Raw genomic sequence first — 21,911 nt, 5'->3', positions numbered from 1 at the left:
GCGCCGGTAGCACTCTTCCCCGGAGGAGCAGATGAAGGGTGCAATGGCAGGCGTCAGTGCTGAGGCCGTGGCGGGTTGATGATCCAGGGATCCTCTGCACTGGCGCCGGAGAGCCAGACCAAGATCGATCGACCGGGATCGCTCATTCCGTCCCAGGCAAAGATCGTGGATGCCGCCGACACGACTTGACCGGTCCCAGTGAGTGCCTGAACCGCGGCGGCGGCGGCATCTCGCGAGGGAAATCCCCGAGGAAGGTGACCGGCCATGTCGTAGAGGGTGTAGCCCTCGGCGCCGCCGATTGCCACGGAGGACGGCGTAAACCAGGCCGGATGCCAGGTGCCTTGGGGCACGTTGTAGAGCATGCAAATGACCGCCGGCGCTTCGACCGCAACCGGTTCCCGGAGCGGTTTGGGCTCGGGCCGGCGGAGGAAGAACAGGAGCGAGTAAGGCTTGGATGTGGGCCAAGGCATGAGGTGGATGTGGGGCATTGAGAAATCGCCTGACGGGTGACGAACGATGGTTGATCAGACAACGAAGGGATAAGTCCGCATGTCGTCGAGAGTTGCAGGCCTGACCGTGACCCATCCGGTGGCGGCCCATTCCTTGACCTGACCATCCTGGACAATGATCGGGTGCTTCGCCTTGTTGCCCGCCGCCATGGCGCTGTTCGAGACTTCGCTGGCCGGAATCGTCAACGGGGCAAGAGCTGTATTCTGGATTTTCTGGAGCTCTCTCCAGAGACCATCCCGAACACGCCGGGTCACGCGGAATCCGGAATCCCGCACATCCTGCTGGGCCCGCGAATAATAGGCGAGGACGGCTTTCTGGCATTCCTCTAGGAGGCGCTCACGGCGCTTCTCGTCGTCGCATCCGAGGGAGTCGAAGGCGACAGCCGCCTCGGCGAACGCAGCGATATCTCGGTCTGTCAAAGCCATGTGATTTCTCGGGATTCCTGGACATAAATTAATGGCCGGCGGGTCAAGCGGGGGAATTTATTTAAATCGTGTCGCTCGTCAGGCTTGGCGTGACTTAAATTTTCCGTTGCCGGAAAATGCCAAGCTTGTTGAATTTCCGGGCCCGGATGCCAATGGTTAATTGAATTTGCTTTTCTCCAGGATTCTTGAAAGAGTGCCCCATTCGCAGCACGGGCCTCGTCCCATCCGCAGTTGCAGTTCTCATTTAACCGGGACCGCACAGGGAGCGGGGGAGGCCACTTTTCGATGCACTAGGGGGCATCATGGCAAAAAAGGTAAAGGTGCCGGACGGCGTTCAAGCCGATTATTCGGCAATTGACCCGAGCGGGCGCTTGTTCTCGGATCCCGGGCGCTGGACCGGGTGGGAACAAACCACCGGCTCGGGGGAGACAAAGCTTCACGTCACCCAGGAAAAGGTTGTCGGCAAGTTCCTGGACGGATTTCCTGGAAAATCGGGCGGCGGGAACGGCGTGCCGTTCAAGGAGCCGGTCGAGCTCGTGTTCGAGACCCCGGAGCGGAAGTCCCGACCGTTCCTGAACTCCCGCCGTGGGAGCCGGTGAAGGTGCCGGAAATCCTCGTGGTCGGAAGCGCCTATGGGCTCGAGGACCAGTCCGTCGATCTTGGCGGCAAGATTACCCTCGAATACGGAAACGAGTCCCTGGTCGATCGCGTCGTCATTACTGGCCTGCCGCCTGGCGCGAAGTTTGGGTTCGAGCCCGACGAGGCCCTCACGATCGAGGAGGTTCCTTCCGGAATTTCGATTACCGGCAATCATCAGGACGTCAAGGACTTCCTGAAGACGCTCTCCGTCACGCCCGCGCCTGACTTCGGGGACGATTTCACGCTGGTCGTCGACCGCTATGCCGAGGATGGCACGAAGATCCTTTCTGGGAATCTTGTCGTCGACATGCAGCCGACTCCGGATCCTTGGATCATCAGCGACGGCCCGATCGACCTCACGACGAATGAATGGATCTCGGTTGGCAAGCATCTGACCTGGTCGTCCACCGATGCGGACGGGTCCGAGCAGGTCACGAGCGTCGATCTCACGCTGAGCGCGAACTCGATGGAGTTCATCAGGTACGAGGATTCCGGTGCGACCTGGACCTTCTTCGATGTGCCGGACCTCGAGGTGATTTCCGGTGTCCGGATTTCCGGAACCGAGGAGCAGATCCGCAGCGCACTGGACTCGCTCGAGGTCTTCTATCCGGATGAGCTCAGCGGCTCGCTCGGCGTGATGATCGCGACAGCCGACAGCGGTCAGTATTCCGGGTCCTACTACGGCGCCCTGTTGATCGTTTGAGATCGGTCTTGGAAGATCTGCCGGCCCGTATTCTCATCAGAGAGTGCGGGCCGGTTTGCATCGGAGGCGTGCGAAATCCCAGCCTCTCGTCAGGCGCCCGTTGCAGAGGCGCGGCGAGCAGCTCTGCGCTGGCCAATCACATCTTTGGGATTCGGGAGGTCGATCTCCGTCACGGCCTCACCTCGGAGAGTTGAGAGCAGCCGTTTCAGGACCTGCTTCCCCTTCGGAGTCAGGAACATGATCTTGCGGCGCGTGTCGACCGGGTCATCGACGGCCTGGACGAGGTTGTATCCCGGCTTGCCGAACCGGTGCCACTCACCGAGCGTCTGGATGTTCCGGGATGACGAAGACTGCGACAGCCCCGTCATCTCGCAAAGGTCCTGCATCGTCAGACCAGGACGCAGAGCCACACACAGCAGGCAGTGGGCCATTTGCATTGGCATCTCTCCGTCTACGTCGCGGAGAATTTCGACGAGTTGAACGAGGACGCTGAGGTCTTTCGAGAAGGTCGACATCGTGTGGTTTATTTCTCTTGTTGTTTGATGAGCCAAGAGGTCAGACGAGGTGGACCTGGTCGTTGGCTCACATAGACTTGGCGTGGCACTACACGTGGACTTGGCGTGGCACTACACGTGGCAGCCGTGACGGGCCAGGGCGGCGCGGCCGGCGGCCACTTCGTTCGCAATCTCGGCCATTCTGAACTCGAATTCCTCCCGAGTCCGCCTGGCGCGGAGCGGGACACGAGCCTCAAGGATCTCGACACCTTCGGCTGTGTCTTCACGAAGGCATGCGAGTCCGGACTCGAGCTGGTCTGCCGTCATCTCGATCTCGCGGCCGGCCAGGATCATGTTGGCGGCTGCCCAAGGCTCTGCCTCGTCCTTGAGATCCTCCATGACCATACCGGCTGTGTCGGGGGTGCTGCCCAGCGTGACCGATGCCGATCGCGCGCTGACACACTCGATCGTGTGACGGAGCAGGCCAGGATGCGTTTCATGCGGCTCGGTGGTGATCGCATAGATCTCGCCAGCCGGCGCTGTCCCGGTCAGGCCGTCCCAGGCAACCAGGCGAGCCTGCTCTGGGTCGGTCGGCATTTGCGCTTGGGATTTGTCGTCCATCATGGGTTTCCTAGCCTATGTAGAAACGGCTCACGTCTGGCGAAGAAGTAGGGGAGTGAGCCCCCGGCTTTTGGAATCGTATTCCCGATTATTGGGCGCGAGCGTCTTCGGCGCGCTTTTGCAACTCTTCGTGCAATTTCCGCTGCTGCTCGGCGAGAGCCTGTGGATCGATCGGGTCGCCTTCGAGAGCCTTTCCGAGACCCGTGACCGGCATTACGAAGGCGACCTCGCGCCCGATCTGGTTCTGGACCCCGACCGTGAGGACCCTTCCGTCCTTGAGCGAGCTGATGGCTTTCGGATCGACGAGGACTTCGGCAAAGCACCCATTCGGGAGACAGATCGAGAATTTTCCCGGGATTGGATCGTCCTGATCGATGGCGATCCGGATGCCCTGCGGCATGAGGAGGCCCAGCGGGAGAAGGATCCGGACGAGCTTGTAGTCCTTCTGGCCTTTGATGTCGTAAAGGCCGACAGCGAGCAGGGGCTGCCCCTCGGTCGAGACGAAATCCCGGGTCGTGTAGCAGACCGGTCCATCGGGTTCCGGTTCGCCATTACAGATCTTCGTCCAGTCCGGCTGAGACGGGTGGGGCTGAACAGCAATGACGGTCGGACCCGGGTTCACCGGAGCTTCGGCCGATGCCCGAGCGGACTGGTTCTCCTGCCCCGAAGGATTTTGCGCCGCGGCCGAAAGAGAGCCCGCAGCAACCATCAGTGCGGCGATCAAGGTGCCGGACCGGACCCCTGGAGTAAGCCCGCGCGAGAATGACATGGTGCTAATCCTGTTCGTCGGAAGGCCGAACCCGCTGGACTTAACGCTCAGGGTTGGCTCGGAGAGGAGGGGATGAGGCATAGCGGCCCACATGGCCGTGCAAGGAATATCTCGGGTTGCCGGCCTATTGAACGGTGGCCGGAACCCGTGGCCTGGTGGATTTAAGAAATTTTGAACAGGGAACCGTAATTTTTCGATAACCCTCGATCGCGGCCATGTCGCCGGCGCGTGCTCGCGCGGCCAAGGCGGTGCATTCGGCCTCGGACGGAAGTCTGATCGGCTCGGAGACGCTGACGCTCGTCGCGGCCACCAGAGTTCCCACCCCCATGAGGCAGGCAAAACCGAGGACGACTGGGTCCTTCATGACGATCCCGACGCCGAGGACCACGGCGCTGAACGTGCCGAAGATCAATATGATGATGTAAAAATCGAACATGGCGCACCCGGTCTCTCATTTTTTGCGGTGATTGCCCAGTGAGATCCGGACCATCAGGGCAGCCGGCGAAAGCTCGGCCGCGGCGCCGTGATCCCGGCGGGGGGATTCGCATTTCATTTGCCCGGATTGGGGCTGCGATACAGGATCTTGCCTCCCGCTGAATTTTCTACTTCAATGGGCCGTCTTTGAGGGCTTTTCTGATGTCCAGATTTGCTGTCACAGCCGTTTATGAGGGATTTATCGATCAGAGTGCCATCGTTGGGTGGGATCCCGGCCTCGCAACGTATTTTCTACAGGCATTCCGTAGCAATGGAGAGGTCGGGCTCCGGCTCGGGGGAGACTATGGGGAATTTCCGACCCCAGATGCCCTGGCAAGGAGATGTGCTTTGCTCGGTATATCGCTGTCCCGCGTCTCGGGTGGCGCACCCGAGGATCAGCATGCGGGCGCGGAGCTGAACGAGATATTCACTTCGATCTTTTCGAGGCCGGGGACCAGACGATATAATAGCACGGCAGCCCCTTCGCGGGCATGAGACCGCAGAACGGGGGCATGATGCCGGTTTACGTCGACAATCAGAAAAATCCTCTTGGGAGGATGCGCATGTGCCACATGCTTAGTCCATCGCTCGACGAGCTCCATGAGATGGCACGACGGATCGGCATGAAGCGGGAGTGGTTTCAGACCGATCCTGTTCCCCATTACGACCTCCCCCAATTCCGGCGCGAGATGGCGATCGCGGCCGGAGCAATCGAGATTGACCGCCGGCGCACGGTCGAGATCATGCGCCACCTGCGTGCAACGGTGCCGCACTTGTGCCGGCCCTCTCGGGCGGCCAGCAGCTCACGCGAGTAGCCGGTAACGGCGTGGAACTCCTGGAGATCTGCTAATAGGACCCGGGCGCTCTCTGTGCTCGCGCCGTTCTGGGCCTTACTCGCGATATTGAGAAGGCCCCTTGGATCAGTGCCCATGCGTCGGCAAAGCCGGGCTTGGTCGTCCAGCCGTAACCCTGCAGCCAAGAGAAAGCATCAGTGATCTGTCCCAGGCTGAAGCGGGCGATCGAGTCGTCGCTATGTGGACGCAGGTCCTCGCCGACGATGTAATCGCCGTCGCGTCCGGCTACGGCCTTGCCGCCGACGGTCAATGGCAGCACATCGGAACTGTCGTCGCTCTCCGGATCATATCCCTCCGGCCAGACGACCTCCCCGTCGGCCCAGTCGGGGCTCATGAGAAGCTCCGCGGACCGACTCGAGATCTCGATGCGCCCGTCAGGCAGGGTCTCAAGGCATAGATGTTCGGTCCAGGCATCGATTGACCCGTGGAACTCAGCAGACAACAACACACGGCAACTCATACGAACTCCGGTCGGGTTTGGGCCTACGCAGCAAGCTTCAAGCTGGACGATAGATCGCCGTCTGGCTCAGTCGATAGCTCAAAGTGGGTGATGCAAAGCGAGCATGCGCCCCTGTGGCGAGCACCCAGGCCCTGCGCGACGCCGCCGAGCAGGGTTCCAGAACAGTAGTCGTTAAGCAGCCTTCTTGGGCTCCTCGTCGGACTCCCGGATGACCAGCAGTTCCGTGACGGCACGGGCCTTCTCCATAGCCCCCGGCATTCTTAGGAGCGTACAGAACAAGGTGACGTAATGCGGGATATCACACTCGCCCCTGAGCCAGCGGTCGACCGAGCGCTCGCCAGCTCCGGAGAGCCGGCTGAACTTGCGCATGGTGAGATTGAGGTCCCTCAAAGCCTGGGAGAACTGACGGCGCGTTAACCGCTCGTGCTGGTATTTGCATGCGGTTACACCGGGATCCTGAATCCTGGCTTCCGTAACGGCACAAGCCTTCTGCATCGCTCCCGGCATGTCGAGCAGCGTTACGAGGACCACGACGTAGTGAGGGATATCCTCCGCACCCTCGAGCCAGCGTCGTACGGTGCGCTCGCCAACCCCGGAGAGTCGGCAGAACTGGTCAACCGACTCGATCCCGAGGGAGTTAAAAGCGCTGGAGAGTTGGCGAGCGGTGATCCGCTCGTATTGATAGCGTCGAGCCATAATCAGCACATCCGGCGGGTGTTGGATCGGGGTCGGCTAGAAGGTCTCCGGGGTGCCCGTCAACGAACGGTCTATCGCCAAATCGAAGTATTAGGTCGGATTTCAAACGACAGCACAAATTTGCTTGTGACGAAACCTCGGAATATTGGCAAGCCGAAATCGGGGCTAGCGTACGCTCGTCATCCGCTCACTGAGTTCCCAAAGCCGCCGTGCGCCTTCAGCGCTTTGGGCGGCTTTTGTTATCCGAGCGGGTTGGCGCTGCTCAAGATAACCACCGGTAAGATCCGCAGGGGCTTCGGTCGCGAGCCATAGAATCGAATCGGCGCCTTGCTCCGGTGTTTTTGCAAACGGCCTGGCAACAAGCCAGCCGATCGTCGTGAGCAATCCGCCGCCGGACGGGAAGTTGGTATCCACAACCCCTGGGTGCACGGCATTCACCCTGATCCCGTTCTCACGCTCGCGTCTGGCGAGTTCACGGGTGAAGAGGATGTTGGCGAGCTTCGACTGGGCATAAGCCGTCCACGAGCCGTAGTTTTTCTCAAGCTGAAGGTCGTCCCAGGCCATGTCGCGGACCATCTGGTGGGCTCCCGAGGCGGTATTCACGACCCTGGCTTCACCGGTCGCGGCTACAGCGGCCCGGAGGAGCGGCATCAGACACTGAGTGAGAAGAAAGGGGCCTAGGTGGTTGCCGGCGAAGGTTGCCTCGTAACCGTCAGGTGTGACGCGACGCTCTTTGATGACAGCACCTGCGTTGTTGATGAGGACATCGACCCGGTCGGTCAGTGCCGTGATCTCGGTAGCAGCCCGCCTGACCTCGGACATGACGGCAAGATCGGCCCGAACAAAGTCCACCTGGGCCGTAGGTGCAGCGCGGCGGATCTCCGCGAGCGCGGCCTTCGAGCGCCCAGGACTGCGGCCGAGACCGATGACACGGAAACCACGCCGGGCGAGCTCACGCGCGACGACCAGGCCAATACCGGAGCTTGCGCCGGTGACGACGGCCGTCTTGAGGCTGCTGGAAGGCGCCGGTCCCATGGTGTGAATGTGTGACTATCGTCGCCTAACGTAAAGGGTCGTCCCATTCTGGATTGGCTCCCAAATTCTCTCGCATTGAGTCATGGGAGAGGGGTGGGGACGCGAACTGAGCTTGTTCAACCTTCGCGTACTGTCAGTGTGGCTCGGGCAGGAAATGTGGACATGCGACGCAGAGCCCAATTCCCCGTCGTTCATGTCGTGTTAATCTGCGCCTCACCGTCACGGCATTGAGGCCGAGGCATAGGAGGAGTAATGCCGCGTAACTGGCTACGGCAGCCGCCAACCAATTTGATTTTCCGCCGTGCTCATTTTTTGGCAGCTTGCATTGCATTTTCGATGATCTGGGCAATTGTCCTCGCGCCACTCTGGTCGAGCGGGAGTGAGGAGGCGGTTGCTGAGGCGGAGGTTCCTTCGCTGCATTTGGCGACATCAGCATCCGAACTCGCTTCCTGATCCTCGTCGGCCGCTCGTAGTCCCAGATTCGTGGGATTTACTTAGCGGCCGACACCGAACTGCTCATTGCCTTCGAGCGGAGCCGATTTTGTGCCTATATTTTTTTCTTGTTCCCGATCCCCGAGGCGTGGAGCGCGTCTCTCATCCGGAGACGTCATCCGGCCGCAGCGGAGGTTCTTGCGCCGTCTCGTGCTTTTTGCGTCGCTCGCGATAGCAGGGATCCCTTTCGGTCTGGGTGCGGACCAGGCTGTTGCAGATCCACTTCAGAACGAACACGGGTTCGATGTCGACGAGCACGCACGCTTGTTTCGGCGTAACCCTCGGCAACCGGCAGCGAGGAACGAACTCGTGACCGATGTCTGGGGGCACGGCCTTGCAGCTCCGCGATCGGGGGCATCCGCTCTTACCGTGGCCGAAAAGGCTTCCGAGGAGAAGGCGCTTGGGGTCAGGGTGCGACCGTGGCGCGACGCCGGCTTGAAAGTCGGTATGCAGGTGAATCGGGCACCCGGTCTCGAGAGTGCGCTCGGGTCGGACGTGAACTGGCGCTACGAATGGAAACACCACCGCGATGAACCTGGCTCGATCGGATTCGGGCTCTCTGCCGACGGGGCGGCTGGTGTTAGCCAACGAGGCCTCTCGCAGACCGTGGCCAGTTCGATCGACATGCCCCTGATGCGTTCCGGCTCCTTCAGCGCAAAGGCCGCTCTGGCGCCGCAGATGAGCTTCGACGCTGTCGCAATGACCTGGGATGCGGCGATCGTTCCCGAAATCAAAACCCGAAAGATTCTGAATACAGCCTCGTCGCGCTTTCGGTCCGTTCTCAGTGTGAAGATCGGCTCCCGTTTCGCGCTGGAGACAAGCCCGAACCTCATGGCAGGCCTCGAGCTCAGGATCACCGGCCGCTAGGTCCTATCCGGACGTTGCTGGAGCCTGCCCACGGCAGGTCGTTACCCGGCAGCGGGTCTCTCCTTGGTGCGCTCGATTTCCTTCGCGTTCCGAGGGTCGCGTACGATGGTGAGCGACGCGACATCATTGGCATCGGGCTCTTCATCGGGATCATGTTTTTCGGCGTGCCACATGCCAGCCGCGTCCTCCAGGATCGCAACGACATCGAGGTCGTGCTGGTCCGCAAAATGTCCCAGGTCGCAAATGAGGTCGGCAATCAGGTCCGCGACCTCCTCCTTGCGGGAGAGGTCGAGGGGCTTGGTGCGGGTGAGGCCGTGAAAGAGCCTGAGCGGTTCGAGGGCCTGTTCGGCCCGCTCACAATTGGTGGTCATGGTGTTTCCTCGAAAATAGGGAAGTCTGGGAGACGATCAGCGCGTCGCCGGCGGGAACGCATCAATGGAACTGAGGGAAGAACCGGACACCGCGGATGGTCCCGGCCGTGACCGCGGGCGATAGTCGGACCCTGTGCTCGAGGCCGAGCGCGATCCGGCAGGCTTTCGCAGCCTGTTCCGGCGTATCGCAGAGGCCGCTGTCTTCGACGAAGAGGCGGGCGCGGAAGCGGTAGGCATCAGTCTCATCGTCTTTGACGATCTCGTATCCGGCGTCCCGGATATCGCTCGGTGTGAGGGAATCGAGCATTTTGTTCTCCAAATGGGATTCGGGTACAGGTGGCCGGCAGGGGCACAATGGATTCCAGACAGCAAAAAGCCCCGGCGTGGGGACCGGGGCTCAGGCCGAGGGCTAAACCAGCTGGCTGACTAGGACGCGACCGACAGGGGCTTGGCGATCCGGATACAGCGCAGCACGTCGCTCGGCATGATGGCCTGGTCGGACCGGATCGTTCCGTTTTCGATCTCGGTCCGCTGGTGGAAAGCCAGGGCAACAGACATCAGGAGCATGGTGACCATCTCGCTTCGGCTCACCTCGACGGGCTGTCCGAGAAGTACGCATTCCTGCGCCTGGTTCTCGAGGCTCGGGACAGCGTGTCCGATGATGTAGGAGGCGATGTTGCGCGTGCCCTCATCGACGGGCGGGCCGAGGGTTTGGTCGTTGGCGGCCGGAGGATGAAGCGAGCCACTCGCGAGGGCCGAGATGATATTCCCAACGGCAATCGCTCTCGCCCACTGACACGAGGCATTGGTCAGATACATCGCGCCGGTGCTTCGATTGACATAGATCGCTGGATGGCGGAGGTCTTGAATATCCGCGAGCGCCTCGATCTCGGTCGCTGGATCAAGGATGCCCTCTGGCGGAACGTCGTCGATCTCAAGCGACTCGGCGTCCGCGATAAAGAAATAGCCGTGCTCCAAAAGAGAGGCGATTTGAGCAGTGCTTGCACGTCCGCTCAAAACAGCACGGGCGGCAACGGCCCTCTGGAAGATCGCGCTGTAGGGCGCCGAGGAATCGAGGATCAAGATCGTGTAATTGACGTGCATAGGAATATATCCGCTAGGATATTCAGCCTATCACGTCTGACTGTGCGAGCAACGAGCGCTGTTAACGTAGTGCCGATTCGACCGCATGTTTTTGGTGAACCACCAGTGGACAAGCAGTCGCCCTCCAGAATTCATGCACGTTGGAGAGACGGGAGCGGCTTTCGTTCGCAATCGACCTGTTGTCTTCAACCGGAGCCACCGTGGGAGCCAAAAGCGTTGCCGGCAGGAATCCGGCAACCGATCCGACTTGCCGCCCGGATCCGCCTCAACGGCAGGATTTTGATCCAAGAAAAGGCTTTGCAAGACGGCGCTCACACGCAAGAAAGGGTTCTGAGCGGTTTTGAAGGAATTACTGAGAGAATGGGCGCTATTTCTGGGCCCGTGCAACTTTGGGATTAGCCTCGCCCACGAGCAGTTCCGGTGGAACCAGGCCCAAGTTAGTAGCGGATTAGCCTGGAAAATTTCCAAAATCCCTGAGAAGTCAGGAGATGCCTTCTCAGAAACGTCGCGCCGATCTCCGGATTAGTTCGCGTGATTCGCCATCGCTGAGCCCGTCATTCCGAGTTGATGGGCCGGAGATCGCCTGCGCTCAGTGAGCCAGAACGGAACGCATCAGGAACATTAACCGGTGGTCGTGGGAAAAACGGATTATTGACGGAACCCGCTGTTCTCGAGCGCTTTTCCGTTGCGGTCCGGATGGGCTAACGTAAAAATCTGGTGTGAATTCTCTTTACAGGAGGCCTGTGATGGCAGCGGGCAAGGGCGGTGGCCAGCCTGGGATTTATCAGGTCCACGATCCCGCGACTGGGTTGTTCATGAAGGTGGATAGTCGCCTTCAGCGGGTAATTGCCGTGAAGAGCACGCCGGGGCCCTTCCAGTCGATCCGGATCCTGGAAGCCGTCGAAGAGGCGGCGCGCGAGTCCTTTCTGACCGCCTCAGACATCGCGGCCAATTGGCAGGCCGAACGAGAGGCCGCCGAGAAGGCAGCGGCAACGCCGACTGCTGAACCCGCAACTGAGATGCCTGCTGCCGCTCAATCGGCGGTTAAGCCTGCCGCAAAGAAGGCTGCAGCGAAGGAGCCGGCAAAAAAGCCTGCAGCGAAGCAGCCGAAGTCAGGGACGAAAGAGGTTCCAAAACGAGGCCGTGGTCGGCCCCCGAGCAAGCGAGCGGCAAAGGGAACGTCCAGCACGCAACTCAGCGCCAAGGAGTTTTCCCGTCGCGCTCTGGAGGCCCGCGCCGCGGCCGCCGCGTCCAACCGCTGACAGGCCATTGTCCTGGTCGAGGATGCACTAGTGAAAGCGTCCTCGACGGGGCTTCTCGACATAGTCCGCGCTTCGAGGCGTCGCAAACGGCTCGAGTGCGTCGACGAGCTCGCGGATCGTGTCCGGCGAAAGATACGTCGTGATTTCTCCCTCCTCGACCGAGACGGAGAGGAGGAGAGGATTGTTGGCGTTGGGGCCGACAACCGTGAAAACGGCTCCGCCGTCGTCGGCGTCGCCCGAGGAAATAACGGTCGTCTCGGATAAAGCCACGGATCGGCTTTCCTTGTCTTTGGGGAGATGCAATCTGTCCCGCGCACGATAGCCGAACCGATGAAGCATTAGAAGGTCGAGCCGGCCTCAGGAGAGCTTGGGACCTGTCCGCAGGAAAGCCGGTCTGGGCTATATTTCGTCGCTCATCGGCTCGCCCGTCAGGGAAAGATGGGCCTGTCTGAGGGTCGGGTATTTCGCAACGGCGCAGCCCCGGTTGTAGGCGATCCAGATGCGCCCGACCCGCACGACGTTGTACATGCCGATCCAGTAGTCGCCGGGCGCTTCCTTGCGAGCCATGTTAGCCATGAGTTTGCTCCTCGGCCTGGTGGATCGCGGCGCGGATTTTCCGAAGGGCAGGGTGATCGGAGACATCCCGGCCCCGAGTATCTCCGAGCGTTTCCGCAAGAGTGGCTTCGGCCGCTTTGAGCGCTTCGAGCATGATGGCCGCGGTGGCTGCCAGGCGCAGCTGGCGCACATGGCGCTCGACCCCGGTCGTATGGGCATGGGCCGTGAGATTTCTGACGGCCTGCGAAGCGCTGGGCCCGTAGGCCTTGCATTCGGGGAGCCCGTTGACGACAGCGGCCCACCGCGAGGACCTGCCACGGGTGTCGCTCGACACGACGTGGCCGACATCGGTGTCTCCGTAGAGAAGGGCCATAAAGCCTTCGGATTTGGTTCGACGGATTTGCAGTTCAAACATGAAGCAATGCCCTCAGGGGGAGCGGTGAACGACGGCTCAGACGTTCACGAATTCGGTGAGTTTGAGCTTGCGGAACCCCGACGGAGCGCGATGGCCGCGTGCGAGGATTGCACTCACACAGGCTGGCTTGCCGGTCGCTTTGACCTTCTCGGCATAGGCCGAAAAGGCCGCTTGGGCGTCAGCGGCGGTGCGGATCTCCTGCCTCTCGGGCGGGAGAGGTGAGGTTCTGCCACCGTCGTAATGGATCCCGATCGTCTGGCCGCCGGAATCGCGCTCGGCCTTGTTGGATGAGAGTGTGAGAGTTGCCATAGCTGATTGCCTCAAGAATCCGGTCCGGCAGGTTGCCTGGGACCGGAGCCGCGTTATGCGGCAGGGTGTTGCCGGGCGAAGTCCTCGGCGTCTGATTGCTTCGAGAAGGCCCTGCCGGTCGTCCCTACGACAAAAAGCCGTCCGAACCGGGTGTTGGCCGGGCGGATGGCGTGACCGGCGACGGTCACGACCGTGACGCTCTCGAGATGAGCCCGGAGCGCGTCGTTGTATCGGTCGGGCCCGACCCGCTCGATGAGTTCGGCGCGAGCCGTCGGGTCGTCCCAGTTCACGTGTCGTCCCGGCTCCTGGAGGGATCGAAGCTCTCGATCATGTTGCCGGAGATCAGGACGTTCTGGGCCTCGGAAGAAGAGCTCAAGGACCTGCTCGTGACTCAGCTTCGCGAAGGCAGCCCGAAGAAGGCCCTGCAGATCGCCGACCTCATGATCGGGGTCGCTGTCATTGCCGTGTTGGGCCGCAGCCTCGATGTAGGTCTCGACATCGAAGATCTTGTGGGCCTCCAGCCCGAGGGGCTCGAAGAACACTGTCTTGGGCATCCCGTCGCCCTGGTCGAAGACGTTGGTGATCTGGCCCTCGATCCCGATCGTGAAGGCGATGCCTTGCTCGCCCCCGAAGTCCTGAATCGAGTCGATGATTCCGATGGCGCCGGGCGGGAATGTCTTTTCCTCACCGTGCTCGTCTGATCCCGTCGTTTCGACGAGCATCCGAACGAGCTGACCTGGGGTGAAGCCGAAGGCTTCTTCGAGTTGAGTGCGCATGGATGAGATCCGTGTGTAGGATGAAGGGGAGGACTGTGATGAGAGGCAGTCCGGATCGCCGGCGTTGCCTGAGCCTGGGAATCGGAGCGCAACGCACGGACACAACGAAAAACGGCGCCTCTCGCGAAGCGCCGTCTTTCGGGGGGTAATCACCTCGGACTGGCGGGGTCGCCGATCCGAAGATGCTTGTATTGCTGATGCGGCTACTCGGCGGCCATCAGGGGAACGTCGTACTGAATGTCGCTGACCTTGATGATCCGCTCGACGTCGCCGCGCCCAAGCGTCTCGCGCTCTTCCAGGGTGCGGACCAGGCGGTCGAATGCAGAGCGCCGGGTCTGGATCATCGTCACGGCCTGATCGAAGGCCTCCCTGTTGATCCTGGCGATCTCGCGCTGGACCTCACGATCCTTCGGGTCGGGAGGAACCGCAACGATGCCGAAGTTTTCGGACATGCCCCAGTTGCAGATCATGTGCATCGCGATCGTCGACGCGTGTTGAATGTCGGCCGCAGCGCCATTGGTCACCCGGTCGGGTCCGAACACGATGTGCTCGGCGGCCCGGCCCGCCATCGCGACGATGATATCGGCCTTGAGCCGGGCCAGCGACGCGAAGACCCGATCCTTCTCGGGAGCCCGGACGACGGCGCCCAGCGCCTGACCATGGGGCAGGATCGTAACGCGCTCGATCGGATCGGACTCCGGCAGCAGGGCCGCGCAGAAGGCGTGCCCGGCCTCATGCACGATGACCGTCTGCTTCTCGTCCTCGGTCAGGATGAGAGACTCCCGACGGGCGCCGAGCATGAGCTTGTCGAGGGCGGCTTCGAAGTCCTCGTTGTTGATCAACTCGCGGTGGCCGCGAGCCGCCGCGAGCGCGGCCTCATTGGCGAGGTTTTCGAGCTGGGCGCCGGAATAGCCGATCGTGCGCCGGGAGATCGCCTCGAGATCCACCTCGTCGGACAGCGGCAAGTCCTGCGTATGGACCTGCAGGATCCGGGCGCGTCCCTCGACATCGGGCAGGCTGACATTGACGATGCGGTCGAAGCGCCCCGGGCGGAGAATGGCCGGATCCATGGTGTCGACCCGGTTGGTCGCCCCAATCACGATCACGCCCTCCCGGCCGTCGAAGCCGTCCATCTGGACGAGGACCTCGTTGAGAATCGCGTCGTATTCGCGATGATCCGTGCCGCGTTTGCGCGTCAGGGTGTCGATCTCGTCGATGAAGAGGATCGACGGTGCCTGTTCCCGGGCCGCCGCAAAGGCGCTTTTGACCTTCATGCGCCCGAGCCCGATGTAGGGGCTCGAGAAATCGTTCGGCGAGAACGCGAGGAACGAGGCATTCGACTCGCCCGCCACGGCTTTGGCGAGCAGGGTCTTGCCGGTTCCCGGAGGGCCGGCGAGGAGAACACCGCGGCGGACGCGCTCCGGTGACCTCGAACCGGTCGGGGTTTTTGATGAACTCGACGATCTCGACGAGGTCGTTCTTGGCCTCGTCGATGCCGGCCACGTCGGCAAAGCGGACGGTGCTCTTCTTTCTGGAGCCGTTCATGCCCATGGTCGCGCGACCGACTTCCTTCATCTGCATGAACACCACGCACAGGATCAGGCCGACACCAATCAGGACACCGAACCCCAGGAGGAAGCTGAAGAACTGGCCGGCAAGCCCTTTCTCGCCCTTCGATGCAACCGTCGTGACCGGGACGTCATGGGACTGGAAAGCGTTCGTGATGAAGCCTTCGGGAACGTTGGCGAATTCCGGCGTGCCGGGGATCGAAACCCATTCGATCCGGCCGTCCTTGTAGGTCACGACCGCCGAGATCCAGCGGTCCTCGGAATTTTTGATCAGCGAGGCGCGCGCGACCTTGCCGGCGGCGAGGTCGTTCTTGAGGACGTCGTAGGACAGAGCCTCGCCACTGACCTGAACCGGAGATACGGCCGCGGCGCGCAGCTGCGGGAAATTATAAAAGGCCGAAATTCCCGCCATGATGACGAGAAAACCCCCGAGCGCAATTCGGCGGGCATTTCGCGACAGCCACCGGCGAACACCCGACTCCCACGTGGTTCGTGTGAATTTTTCTTTTTTCATAAAATGCCCGAATGAATTTCTGGCCCGGGGTGGATTTTCCACGAGCAGCTGGTTGGGATTTCTTTGAATCGGTTCTAGGGCTTTTTACACCCGCGGGGCAACCGCGGATTTTCCCGTGACGACACGTTTGTCCGCCAGCCCGGGTCGATCAGGCTGCCAGTCTGGATTGCGCATTCTCCCGGAAGCTGGCATCGGCGCGTCGGCGGGCCTTTTCGGCTTCGGAGGCCTCCCGGGCCGCAACGGCCTCGGGCCGGGGATTGAGCTGCTTTTCCCAGAGGACCTTCGCGGATAGCGGCGTTGGATTGGTCCGGGGGCGGGCAGCGCAGTTCCATCCGGCTCGGGCGCGACGCACCGCAACCTGTTTCCAACGGGCATAGCGCAGGGTCATCCCTGACTCTTCGCTGAGCGTATAGGTGATGATCTTGAGCCATCCCCTGCGTTCCGCCTCGGCGGCGGCCCACCGATAGAGCATGCTGCAGGCCTTCCAGCGCAAGGATGGCGGAATGCTTCGGTTCAGGCAGACGCGGCGGACTTCGAGCCATCCCCGGCCGTTGAAGCCGCGACCCGAGACATTGCCGACGACCACGACCCCGAGGAGCGTGGGGCCGTTCCAAATTCCGGCGCCAAAGCGCCAGCCGGGCAGACCGCCGCAATGCTCGTGGTGTTTTCGAATAAAGTCCATCGCCACGGAGCGTTCGATCGGGCCGATGGTGGGATCATAATCCAGGAAGATGCCCATGGCCTCATGATCATCGGCAACCCGCCGGAGGCTGTTCTTGCCGAAAATCTCATCGGCCCCGAGATCGGAAAGAAGTTCAACGGCATCCTCGGGCCAGTCGCTTGAGGCAATCACCAATTCGTTGGCGGCTCGGCAGACGGCTTCACAACACGCGTCGAGGGTGAAGGTGTGGTCTCGGTAGACCTCGAACAGCTCGATATGCCAGGCGTCTCCGCACTCGCTGCAGGTGCCGTCTTCCCGGCGCAGCCAACGTGGATCGAAACAGGTCAACAGCATGAGAATTATCTCGTGGGAATATCTTCCGAGTTCCGGGTGGCGATCGGTCGTCGGAAATTGGCAGTCGGTTCCATCGGCGGCCCGGATCGATCGCTCCCTGCGTCAGGCGGCAGGAGGCCTCCGCAAACTCGGGGCGCCGCGATTGCGACCGGCGGCGGGCTGGTGGCGGTTCGTAGCGCGCAGGTCGTAGTGGCGGCTTCAGCCCGCTGGGAGCAGATTTCTCGGAAAGCCGAAGACCGCGGGCTGTGAGAGCAGATTTTCCTGGGCCGCGGCCATGGAGCGATGGCCGCCGTCCTGGATCGCCCAGGCCCCGAGGCCCGCTCTCAGGCTGGGCGCCCAGAGGATGGTGATCGGGGGGAGAGGAGTGCCTTTCCGGATCATGGTCCGGTACTTTTTGACTCCGCGCTTGTAGTAGCCAAAGGCCTCCGGGCGTGTCGGGACATCGACGACGGGCGAATAAACGTAATCACGGGGGCAGAATGGGAGTTCGAAGGCCGCGTTCCCATTGAAGTGGAACGGCGAAAACCAGGCCTCGGACCGATGGAGCTCGCCCCAGGAATCGATGGATGGCAATTTCTCGAGGGCGTTCCTGATCCAGGGCACGTTCTGAGCCGAAGCCCTCCAGGATGGCGTCGGGATCTGGTCGGAAGCGTCCATTTTCTGGGATTTTTCAGTGGGTAACGGTTGTTCTGCTACCTGATTGTTATATTTCTGGACCCTGGGCTTGAACGCCTCGACGTCCTCCGGTGCGCGACGATCCGTTTGACCGGGCATTCAAACACCCCTCCGGATTGCAGCGTTTGGGCTATAAAATTACACAAAAGCCTTGCGGAATTGCCATTTTGTCCGCACATTCAAGCTGGCAAATTGCACGAAGCGATGTTGCTCAAAGCGGTCGATACTGGTCAGGGACAAGGGTTCACAATGCTGAAGGTCGCGAGGCATCCCGATCCGCACGGATACGGTGGTCGTCCGGCGAAGGAGCTATCGTGGGTCGGTGAAAGCCCGGCGGCGCATCGCGACGGCCCGTGGGGTCAGTTGCCGGTGACGGGCGTGGTTTCAGCATTTCTGGTCGATTCGAACCCCCTTGCCAGAGCCGGCCTCCGGGATCTTCTCTTTGGGAGCCCCTTTGAGGTCATGGCCCTTGCCGGGACCTTTGACGAGATTTCCCATATGGCCGTCCTGAAAGACCGGCCGGCATTGCTCCTGATCGACGGGGCCGCCGATCACGAGGCCACGCTGCGGGACGCCCAGGCCTTTAAGAAGACGCACCCGGGGGGCCGGATCGTTGTTTTCGTCGAGGATTATGCGCTGGACCGCGTGTTCGCCGCTTACGAGGCAGGTGTCGACGGGTATCTTTGGAAAAGCATTCCGCGCGATAGCTTGCTGAAATCCCTCGAGCTTGTGATGCTGGGGGAACGGTTCTTTCCGTCGGACGTGCTCGGACTGATGCGGAGTTCAGTTCAGGCCGCGGCGAGCCGACCCGATCAGGCGAGCGAGGCGGAACCCGCCAAGGAGCCCTGGGACGGCGTCGATCGCCGCGATCCCAAGGGTCTGTCGATGCGGGAGATCATTATTCTGCGCTGCCTGATGGACGGGGACTCCAACAAGGTGATCGCCCGGAAATGCGATATCGCCGAGGCGACGGTGAAGGTCCACGTCAAGGCGATCCTCCGCAAGATCAAGGCCAAGAACCGGACCCAGGCCGCCCTTTGGGCGACGGCCCATCTGCCGCGCATCGAGAGGCGGGCCGGCTGGAAAACCTCGCTGAGTGAGTGAGCTGCGGGCGCTGGAGCGGGCCAGAGCCTCGCGGACAAGTGGCACACGATCGGCCGGAGAGGATCCGTTCTGGCACCGGTTCACAGAGAAGCCCGATATAGAAGGATTCCAAGAACCAAAAATGCCTGCACGGCTCTCTTGGAAAAGAAGCGGGAATCCTTGAACCTTCCGCAACGTCAATGGCGCGCAGAAGGTGATTCGATGTGGCTATTCACGCAGACGCTTATGGGAGTTCCATACGGAAGGATGGGAGCGTCCCGAATAAATGCGCCCGTGGGCTCGAGTACCTGGCCTCTGAGGGACACGTTATGCCGGTCGTGGTCGATTTACGACAGTCGGAGACCACGGATGGGTGGCATGTGGGATTGACGCTGCTTCGCAGGACCACGCTTCGCCGGTAATCTTGGGCTACGACGCCTTCTCGAAGTGCTGGTGTGAGGCCATCGCGGGATATTCGGACTGGATCTCGAACCCCTCGGCCGTGAGCGTCTGGAACAGGTCCTGGACGAGGGCTTCCTCGTCCGTGACATGGTTCCTGATCCAGCACATGCGAAACTCGTCGTACTGGAAGCCCACGCGGCGGGCGGCGAAACGCAGATCCGAGAGTTTTGATTCCGAGAGATGAGCCGTCGCTCCGAAGCGAAAAGCCACGGGGCGATAGAGGCCCGCACCGGTTTCCTCGTGGAAGTCGATTCTGATCGGATCAATTCGCCTCGCCATGGCTCCTACCTTGGTCCGGAAACGGTTGAACGAAGATGAGGGCCGAGGAAGCGTCCCCGCCTCGGCCTCTAGGGTCAGGCATTGGCGAGGTCGAAGCCGGCCTCCTTGATGGCGGATTCTAGTGCTGCGGTGGCCTGTGCTGCGTCTTGGGCGAACTCGTGAATCCACGAGCACCGCTGATAGTTGAAGCTGAAACCTGCGCTCTCGGCAGCGGCATTGAGCATTTCGATCTCCTCGTCCGTGAGATGGGCCCGCGAGCCGAAGCGAAACGCCACCGCAAGGAAGATCGAGCCGTAGTTCTCATCGCGATATTGAATCTTGATTGCTTTGCCATTGGCATCAACGGCGGCGCGATCACAAGGTTGCGGGATCTCGGTTGTGGTCTGCATGGAATTGGCACTGGTGGGAGGGCACGGCAGGTTTGCCGGCGAGTGAAACAGAGCTTGCCTTGAACGGCCCTGGAGGGCGGACGCCGAATGACATTCGGCTCGCAGCTGGGGCAATCCGCTAGGATTGGAGACTCTAGGTCGGGTCGACCGAGCAGCTGGAATCAAAAATCTCGATCCCCGGAAGCTGTCCCGGATCGAGGAGGACGCGTGCGGCTTCGTCGAGATCGCCGTTCAACTCGGAGCGGGCGTCATCGACACTGTCGTAGGTATTCTGCTCTACGAGACGCTCCGCGGCTGCTGTGAGCAGCGCCTCGGGGTTGGTGACACTAAAGCTCAGGCCGAAGGTGCGTTTGATCTGCATGGTAGGGTTCCGGATCGGAGTTAGCCGAGGCGCCGGCGCAGGAATGCGCGGATCGCCCTGGCGTCACGAAGGCGGGAGGCGAACTGGATGTCACTCTCGAGCACGAGAGCGAGTTCGCCGAGAGTGTCATGCTGACTTCGTCGCTGGCGTAGCGCCTCATCTGCGCGAGCAGGTCCTTCTTCGACGTGCAGGCCAGCGCGCTCGAGCGGATGAAGGCCAGGTGCTCCTGGGCGAGTTGGGCCTTGGTCGGGCCTTGAGAACGCAGGCGATCGCGAAACCGAACGGCTTCGGCCAGGCGCTCGGCGAGGTAGCCGCAGGAGCCAGGAAGGCTCACCGAGGCCCGGCCGCGGAAGCGTCGGGCCGTGGCCTTCTGAGAAGGTTCGAAACGCAGCGAGCCATTCGGGAGCGAGCCGGTCAGAAGGTCCATGGTCCTATGTCCTCGGTTGGGGTTTTTCGGGTCTTGCGAGTGCCTCTGATTTTTCTGGAGAATTCGATTGAGGGCCGGCTGCTGGGGCCCTCGTCTAAGTCTGGGGCGTTGATCCCACGTCCGCGCGAAGGGCGTTCGTGAGAATGGCATCGACGCGCCGGCGCAAGCGGCTGATCTGGCGCTTGGCGTAGCGCTTGCCGCGAGGGTTCCCGACCGCCTCGCCGCCACAACGAGTGATCAGCCGCTCTCCGGCGATCGCAAAACAGTCGCGGCCGCGGATCTCCTTGTTGATGCGCTTGCCGCGCCGGTCGCGGTAGGACTTGGACATGGCCGATCTCTCCGGGGGTACAGAAAAGGATAGGGCGCGACGGAAGGCGACCATCGACCTTTAGGCTGGTTGCGCTTGCGAAATGAGAACCGCTTTGGTGTGCTCCTTCTCGCGGAGCTTGGTCCTCTCTCGGCCTTTCTGCGTAATCCGGCCGGCGGCGATGAAATCCGCGGTCAGCTCCGCGGCGAGGACAGCGGCGAAACCCTGGAAGTTCTGCATCATCGCCGGAGGCCAAAAGTAGCGAGCTCTGGCAGCGCTGCCGGGGAGCGTGCGCTCCAGGAACAGCCGCATCAGGTTCATCCAGCCCTTTGAGCCTTCGGGGTGAAAGCTGAGGAGAGCGGACGTCGGGCTGAGTCGGAGTACGAAGCACCCTCCCTCGACCCACTTCCGGTATTCGGAGGTCCGGTCGCCAGCAGAAGGCGCCTCGCCAGGGGCAAAGCCGGCGCACCGGAGAGTTGCCCTCACTCTGACGTCCGGCTCAATTGTGAGAATACGCGCCAAGAGGCGCTGGGCATCCCCGCAGGATGAGAAATAGCCCATGCAGGCCGTGTGATGGCCAAGCAGAGACGCCGCCCGCCAGTAGGCCCGGCTCGATTTCGGACAACGCCGCAGGGCGCTGTAGAGTTGGTCGCGGGTTACGCCCTCGGGCAGGCACGGCTGGAAGCCGATCCTGACCAAGCCGTCCTCGTCCGGATGATCAAGGAACCAAGTCCCATCCCACGTCGACGCTTTCTGGTGCAGAAAGTCTGGGGCCGTATAATAATCCCAGGCCAAGCCTGGCGCAGCGGTCTGGGCCATGGTCTGCTCCGATCACGAATTATCGTCTACATCGCGATGCTGGTCCGAGGCTTGCAGCGCCTTATCTCACCGGCACCGGCCTTTGCCGGCCCTTCAATTAGCCTCTCGGGATTTATGAGTTTCCTTGAATTCCAATCCGGCCATTTGCCGATTCGAATGCGCAGTTCTTGTGAGCCCCGAC

33 protein-coding genes are annotated in these 21,911 nt (G+C 61.5%); 7 read left to right on the top strand and 26 right to left on the bottom strand.

The window, feature by feature from the left end; all coding sequences use genetic code 11:
* Positions 1 to 53: 53 nt before the first annotated feature.
* On the bottom strand, positions 54 to 488 hold the full coding sequence (locus BN1233_RS37955; protein WP_046868852.1) for a hypothetical protein: 435 nt from the start codon (positions 486 to 488) through the stop codon (positions 54 to 56).
* 36 nt (positions 489 to 524) lie between these two features.
* On the bottom strand, positions 525 to 935 hold the full coding sequence (locus tag BN1233_RS37950; protein ID WP_046868851.1) for a hypothetical protein: 411 nt from the start codon (positions 933 to 935) through the stop codon (positions 525 to 527).
* A 302-nt stretch (positions 936 to 1,237) separates the two neighbouring features.
* On the opposite strand from BN1233_RS37950, the gene BN1233_RS37945 reads away from it, so the two are divergent.
* Both BN1233_RS37945 and BN1233_RS37940 read left to right on the top strand, forming a co-directional pair.
* Positions 1,238 to 1,534, top strand: coding sequence for a hypothetical protein (locus BN1233_RS37945; RefSeq protein WP_046868850.1), 297 nt, complete (start codon positions 1,238 to 1,240; stop codon positions 1,532 to 1,534).
* A gap of 2 nt (positions 1,535 to 1,536) precedes the next feature.
* Positions 1,537 to 2,277 carry a hypothetical protein gene (locus tag BN1233_RS37940; protein ID WP_147707772.1) on the top strand — a complete coding sequence of 247 codons (741 nt, stop codon included), beginning with the start codon at positions 1,537 to 1,539 and terminating at the stop codon, positions 2,275 to 2,277.
* Positions 2,278 to 2,366: 89 nt separating this feature from the next.
* Here the strand turns inward: BN1233_RS37940 and BN1233_RS37935 are convergent, their stop codons facing one another.
* The 4 genes from BN1233_RS37935 to BN1233_RS37920 all read right to left on the bottom strand — a co-directional run bounded on the left by BN1233_RS37935 (position 2,367) and on the right by BN1233_RS37920 (position 4,597).
* Positions 2,367 to 2,792, bottom strand: a complete 426-nt coding sequence (locus tag BN1233_RS37935; RefSeq protein ID WP_048710418.1) for a MarR family winged helix-turn-helix transcriptional regulator — start codon at positions 2,790 to 2,792, stop codon at positions 2,367 to 2,369.
* Between the two features lie 111 nt (positions 2,793 to 2,903).
* Positions 2,904 to 3,395, bottom strand: coding sequence for a hypothetical protein (locus tag BN1233_RS37930; RefSeq protein WP_147707771.1), 492 nt, complete (start codon positions 3,393 to 3,395; stop codon positions 2,904 to 2,906).
* Positions 3,396 to 3,480: 85 nt separating this feature from the next.
* Positions 3,481 to 4,161: an invasion associated locus B family protein gene (locus BN1233_RS37925; RefSeq protein ID WP_046868847.1), complete on the bottom strand. Its 681-nt coding sequence runs from the start codon at positions 4,159 to 4,161 to the stop codon at positions 3,481 to 3,483.
* Between the two features lie 124 nt (positions 4,162 to 4,285).
* Positions 4,286 to 4,597 carry a hypothetical protein gene (locus tag BN1233_RS37920; RefSeq protein ID WP_046868846.1) on the bottom strand — a complete coding sequence of 104 codons (312 nt, stop codon included), beginning with the start codon at positions 4,595 to 4,597 and terminating at the stop codon, positions 4,286 to 4,288.
* Positions 4,598 to 5,126: 529 nt separating this feature from the next.
* Here BN1233_RS37920 and BN1233_RS37915 point away from each other — a divergent pair.
* Positions 5,127 to 5,450, top strand: coding sequence for a DUF4031 domain-containing protein (locus BN1233_RS37915; RefSeq protein ID WP_342341695.1), 324 nt, complete (start codon positions 5,127 to 5,129; stop codon positions 5,448 to 5,450).
* 31 nt (positions 5,451 to 5,481) lie between these two features.
* Here the strand turns inward: BN1233_RS37915 and BN1233_RS37910 are convergent, their stop codons facing one another.
* The 3 genes from BN1233_RS37910 to BN1233_RS37900 form a co-directional block, all read right to left on the bottom strand.
* Positions 5,482 to 5,823 (bottom strand): hypothetical protein, encoded by a 342-nt coding sequence (locus tag BN1233_RS37910; RefSeq protein WP_147707770.1) that lies wholly within the window; start codon positions 5,821 to 5,823, stop codon positions 5,482 to 5,484.
* A 297-nt stretch (positions 5,824 to 6,120) separates the two neighbouring features.
* The gene (locus BN1233_RS37905) at positions 6,121 to 6,645 is read right to left on the bottom strand and encodes a hypothetical protein (protein WP_048710422.1); all 525 of its coding nucleotides are present in this window, start codon (positions 6,643 to 6,645) and stop codon (positions 6,121 to 6,123) included.
* A gap of 165 nt (positions 6,646 to 6,810) precedes the next feature.
* Positions 6,811 to 7,680 carry an SDR family oxidoreductase gene (locus tag BN1233_RS37900; RefSeq protein ID WP_046868843.1) on the bottom strand — a complete coding sequence of 290 codons (870 nt, stop codon included), beginning with the start codon at positions 7,678 to 7,680 and terminating at the stop codon, positions 6,811 to 6,813.
* Between the two features lie 801 nt (positions 7,681 to 8,481).
* On the opposite strand from BN1233_RS37900, the gene BN1233_RS37895 reads away from it, so the two are divergent.
* Positions 8,482 to 9,039 (top strand): hypothetical protein, encoded by a 558-nt coding sequence (locus tag BN1233_RS37895; RefSeq protein WP_046868842.1) that lies wholly within the window; start codon positions 8,482 to 8,484, stop codon positions 9,037 to 9,039.
* 41 nt (positions 9,040 to 9,080) lie between these two features.
* Here BN1233_RS37895 and BN1233_RS37890 read toward each other — a convergent pair whose 3' ends face one another.
* From BN1233_RS37890 to BN1233_RS37880, 3 genes are all read right to left on the bottom strand, one after another.
* Positions 9,081 to 9,410, bottom strand: coding sequence for a hypothetical protein (locus tag BN1233_RS37890; RefSeq protein ID WP_046868841.1), 330 nt, complete (start codon positions 9,408 to 9,410; stop codon positions 9,081 to 9,083).
* A 61-nt stretch (positions 9,411 to 9,471) separates the two neighbouring features.
* Complete coding sequence (locus BN1233_RS37885; RefSeq protein WP_046868840.1) at positions 9,472 to 9,717, bottom strand: hypothetical protein; 246 nt, start codon at positions 9,715 to 9,717, stop codon at positions 9,472 to 9,474.
* A gap of 119 nt (positions 9,718 to 9,836) precedes the next feature.
* A complete protein-coding gene (locus tag BN1233_RS37880; protein ID WP_046868839.1) occupies positions 9,837 to 10,514 on the bottom strand; it encodes a hypothetical protein in 678 nt (225 codons plus the stop codon).
* A gap of 746 nt (positions 10,515 to 11,260) precedes the next feature.
* On the opposite strand from BN1233_RS37880, the gene BN1233_RS48845 reads away from it, so the two are divergent.
* The gene (locus BN1233_RS48845) at positions 11,261 to 11,776 is read left to right on the top strand and encodes a hypothetical protein (protein WP_046868838.1); all 516 of its coding nucleotides are present in this window, start codon (positions 11,261 to 11,263) and stop codon (positions 11,774 to 11,776) included.
* Between the two features lie 27 nt (positions 11,777 to 11,803).
* On the opposite strand, the gene BN1233_RS37870 is transcribed toward BN1233_RS48845, so the two are convergent.
* The 6 genes from BN1233_RS37870 to BN1233_RS43845 form a co-directional block, all read right to left on the bottom strand.
* Positions 11,804 to 12,046, bottom strand: coding sequence for a hypothetical protein (locus BN1233_RS37870; protein WP_147707769.1), 243 nt, complete (start codon positions 12,044 to 12,046; stop codon positions 11,804 to 11,806).
* A 129-nt stretch (positions 12,047 to 12,175) separates the two neighbouring features.
* Positions 12,176 to 12,352, bottom strand: coding sequence for a hypothetical protein (locus tag BN1233_RS47840; protein ID WP_154678340.1), 177 nt, complete (start codon positions 12,350 to 12,352; stop codon positions 12,176 to 12,178).
* A complete protein-coding gene (locus BN1233_RS37865; protein WP_048710427.1) occupies positions 12,345 to 12,704 on the bottom strand; it encodes a hypothetical protein in 360 nt (119 codons plus the stop codon). The genes BN1233_RS47840 and BN1233_RS37865 overlap by 8 nt, the downstream gene beginning before the upstream one ends.
* Positions 12,705 to 12,782: 78 nt before the next feature.
* Entirely contained in the window at positions 12,783 to 13,055 is a 273-nt protein-coding gene (locus BN1233_RS37860; RefSeq protein ID WP_046868835.1) for a hypothetical protein, read from the bottom strand.
* A 53-nt stretch (positions 13,056 to 13,108) separates the two neighbouring features.
* Positions 13,109 to 13,831 (bottom strand): hypothetical protein, encoded by a 723-nt coding sequence (locus BN1233_RS37855; RefSeq protein WP_046868834.1) that lies wholly within the window; start codon positions 13,829 to 13,831, stop codon positions 13,109 to 13,111.
* Between the two features lie 203 nt (positions 13,832 to 14,034).
* Entirely contained in the window at positions 14,035 to 15,183 is a 1,149-nt protein-coding gene (locus BN1233_RS43845; protein ID WP_048710430.1) for an AAA family ATPase, read from the bottom strand.
* A 19-nt stretch (positions 15,184 to 15,202) separates the two neighbouring features.
* Here BN1233_RS43845 and BN1233_RS50270 point away from each other — a divergent pair, with 19 nt between their 5' ends.
* Entirely contained in the window at positions 15,203 to 15,928 is a 726-nt protein-coding gene (locus BN1233_RS50270) for a hypothetical protein (RefSeq protein WP_048710433.1), read from the top strand.
* Between the two features lie 133 nt (positions 15,929 to 16,061).
* Here the strand turns inward: BN1233_RS50270 and BN1233_RS43835 are convergent, their stop codons facing one another.
* Together BN1233_RS43835 and BN1233_RS37840 are read right to left on the bottom strand one after the other, a co-directional pair.
* Positions 16,062 to 16,928 (bottom strand): XF1762 family protein, encoded by an 867-nt coding sequence (locus tag BN1233_RS43835; protein ID WP_048710439.1) that lies wholly within the window; start codon positions 16,926 to 16,928, stop codon positions 16,062 to 16,064.
* 198 nt (positions 16,929 to 17,126) lie between these two features.
* Positions 17,127 to 17,585, bottom strand: a complete 459-nt coding sequence (locus BN1233_RS37840) for a hypothetical protein (protein WP_046868833.1) — start codon at positions 17,583 to 17,585, stop codon at positions 17,127 to 17,129.
* Between the two features lie 27 nt (positions 17,586 to 17,612).
* On the opposite strand from BN1233_RS37840, the gene BN1233_RS37835 reads away from it, so the two are divergent.
* The gene (locus BN1233_RS37835; RefSeq protein ID WP_147707767.1) at positions 17,613 to 18,707 is read left to right on the top strand and encodes a LuxR C-terminal-related transcriptional regulator; all 1,095 of its coding nucleotides are present in this window, start codon (positions 17,613 to 17,615) and stop codon (positions 18,705 to 18,707) included.
* Between the two features lie 408 nt (positions 18,708 to 19,115).
* On the opposite strand, the gene BN1233_RS37830 is transcribed toward BN1233_RS37835, so the two are convergent.
* The 6 genes from BN1233_RS37830 to BN1233_RS37805 all read right to left on the bottom strand — a co-directional run bounded on the left by BN1233_RS37830 (position 19,116) and on the right by BN1233_RS37805 (position 21,730).
* Complete coding sequence (locus tag BN1233_RS37830; RefSeq protein ID WP_046868832.1) at positions 19,116 to 19,427, bottom strand: hypothetical protein; 312 nt, start codon at positions 19,425 to 19,427, stop codon at positions 19,116 to 19,118.
* A gap of 74 nt (positions 19,428 to 19,501) precedes the next feature.
* Entirely contained in the window at positions 19,502 to 19,816 is a 315-nt protein-coding gene (locus BN1233_RS37825) for a hypothetical protein (RefSeq protein WP_046868831.1), read from the bottom strand.
* 133 nt (positions 19,817 to 19,949) lie between these two features.
* Positions 19,950 to 20,177, bottom strand: a complete 228-nt coding sequence (locus tag BN1233_RS37820) for a hypothetical protein (protein WP_046868830.1) — start codon at positions 20,175 to 20,177, stop codon at positions 19,950 to 19,952.
* Positions 20,143 to 20,604 (bottom strand): hypothetical protein, encoded by a 462-nt coding sequence (locus BN1233_RS37815; RefSeq protein WP_046868829.1) that lies wholly within the window; start codon positions 20,602 to 20,604, stop codon positions 20,143 to 20,145. The genes BN1233_RS37820 and BN1233_RS37815 overlap by 35 nt, the downstream gene beginning before the upstream one ends.
* 94 nt (positions 20,605 to 20,698) lie before the next feature.
* Positions 20,699 to 20,932 (bottom strand): hypothetical protein, encoded by a 234-nt coding sequence (locus BN1233_RS37810; RefSeq protein WP_046868828.1) that lies wholly within the window; start codon positions 20,930 to 20,932, stop codon positions 20,699 to 20,701.
* Between the two features lie 60 nt (positions 20,933 to 20,992).
* Complete coding sequence (locus tag BN1233_RS37805) at positions 20,993 to 21,730, bottom strand: hypothetical protein (RefSeq protein ID WP_046868827.1); 738 nt, start codon at positions 21,728 to 21,730, stop codon at positions 20,993 to 20,995.
* Between the last annotated feature and the right edge of the window lie 181 nt (positions 21,731 to 21,911).

The organism is Microvirga massiliensis, from assembly GCF_001006805.1.
GTDB lineage: Bacteria > Pseudomonadota > Alphaproteobacteria > Rhizobiales > Beijerinckiaceae > Microvirga > Microvirga massiliensis.
Note: the sequence above shows the minus strand (reverse complement) of the source record. Positions and strands in the feature narration are given on the sequence as shown.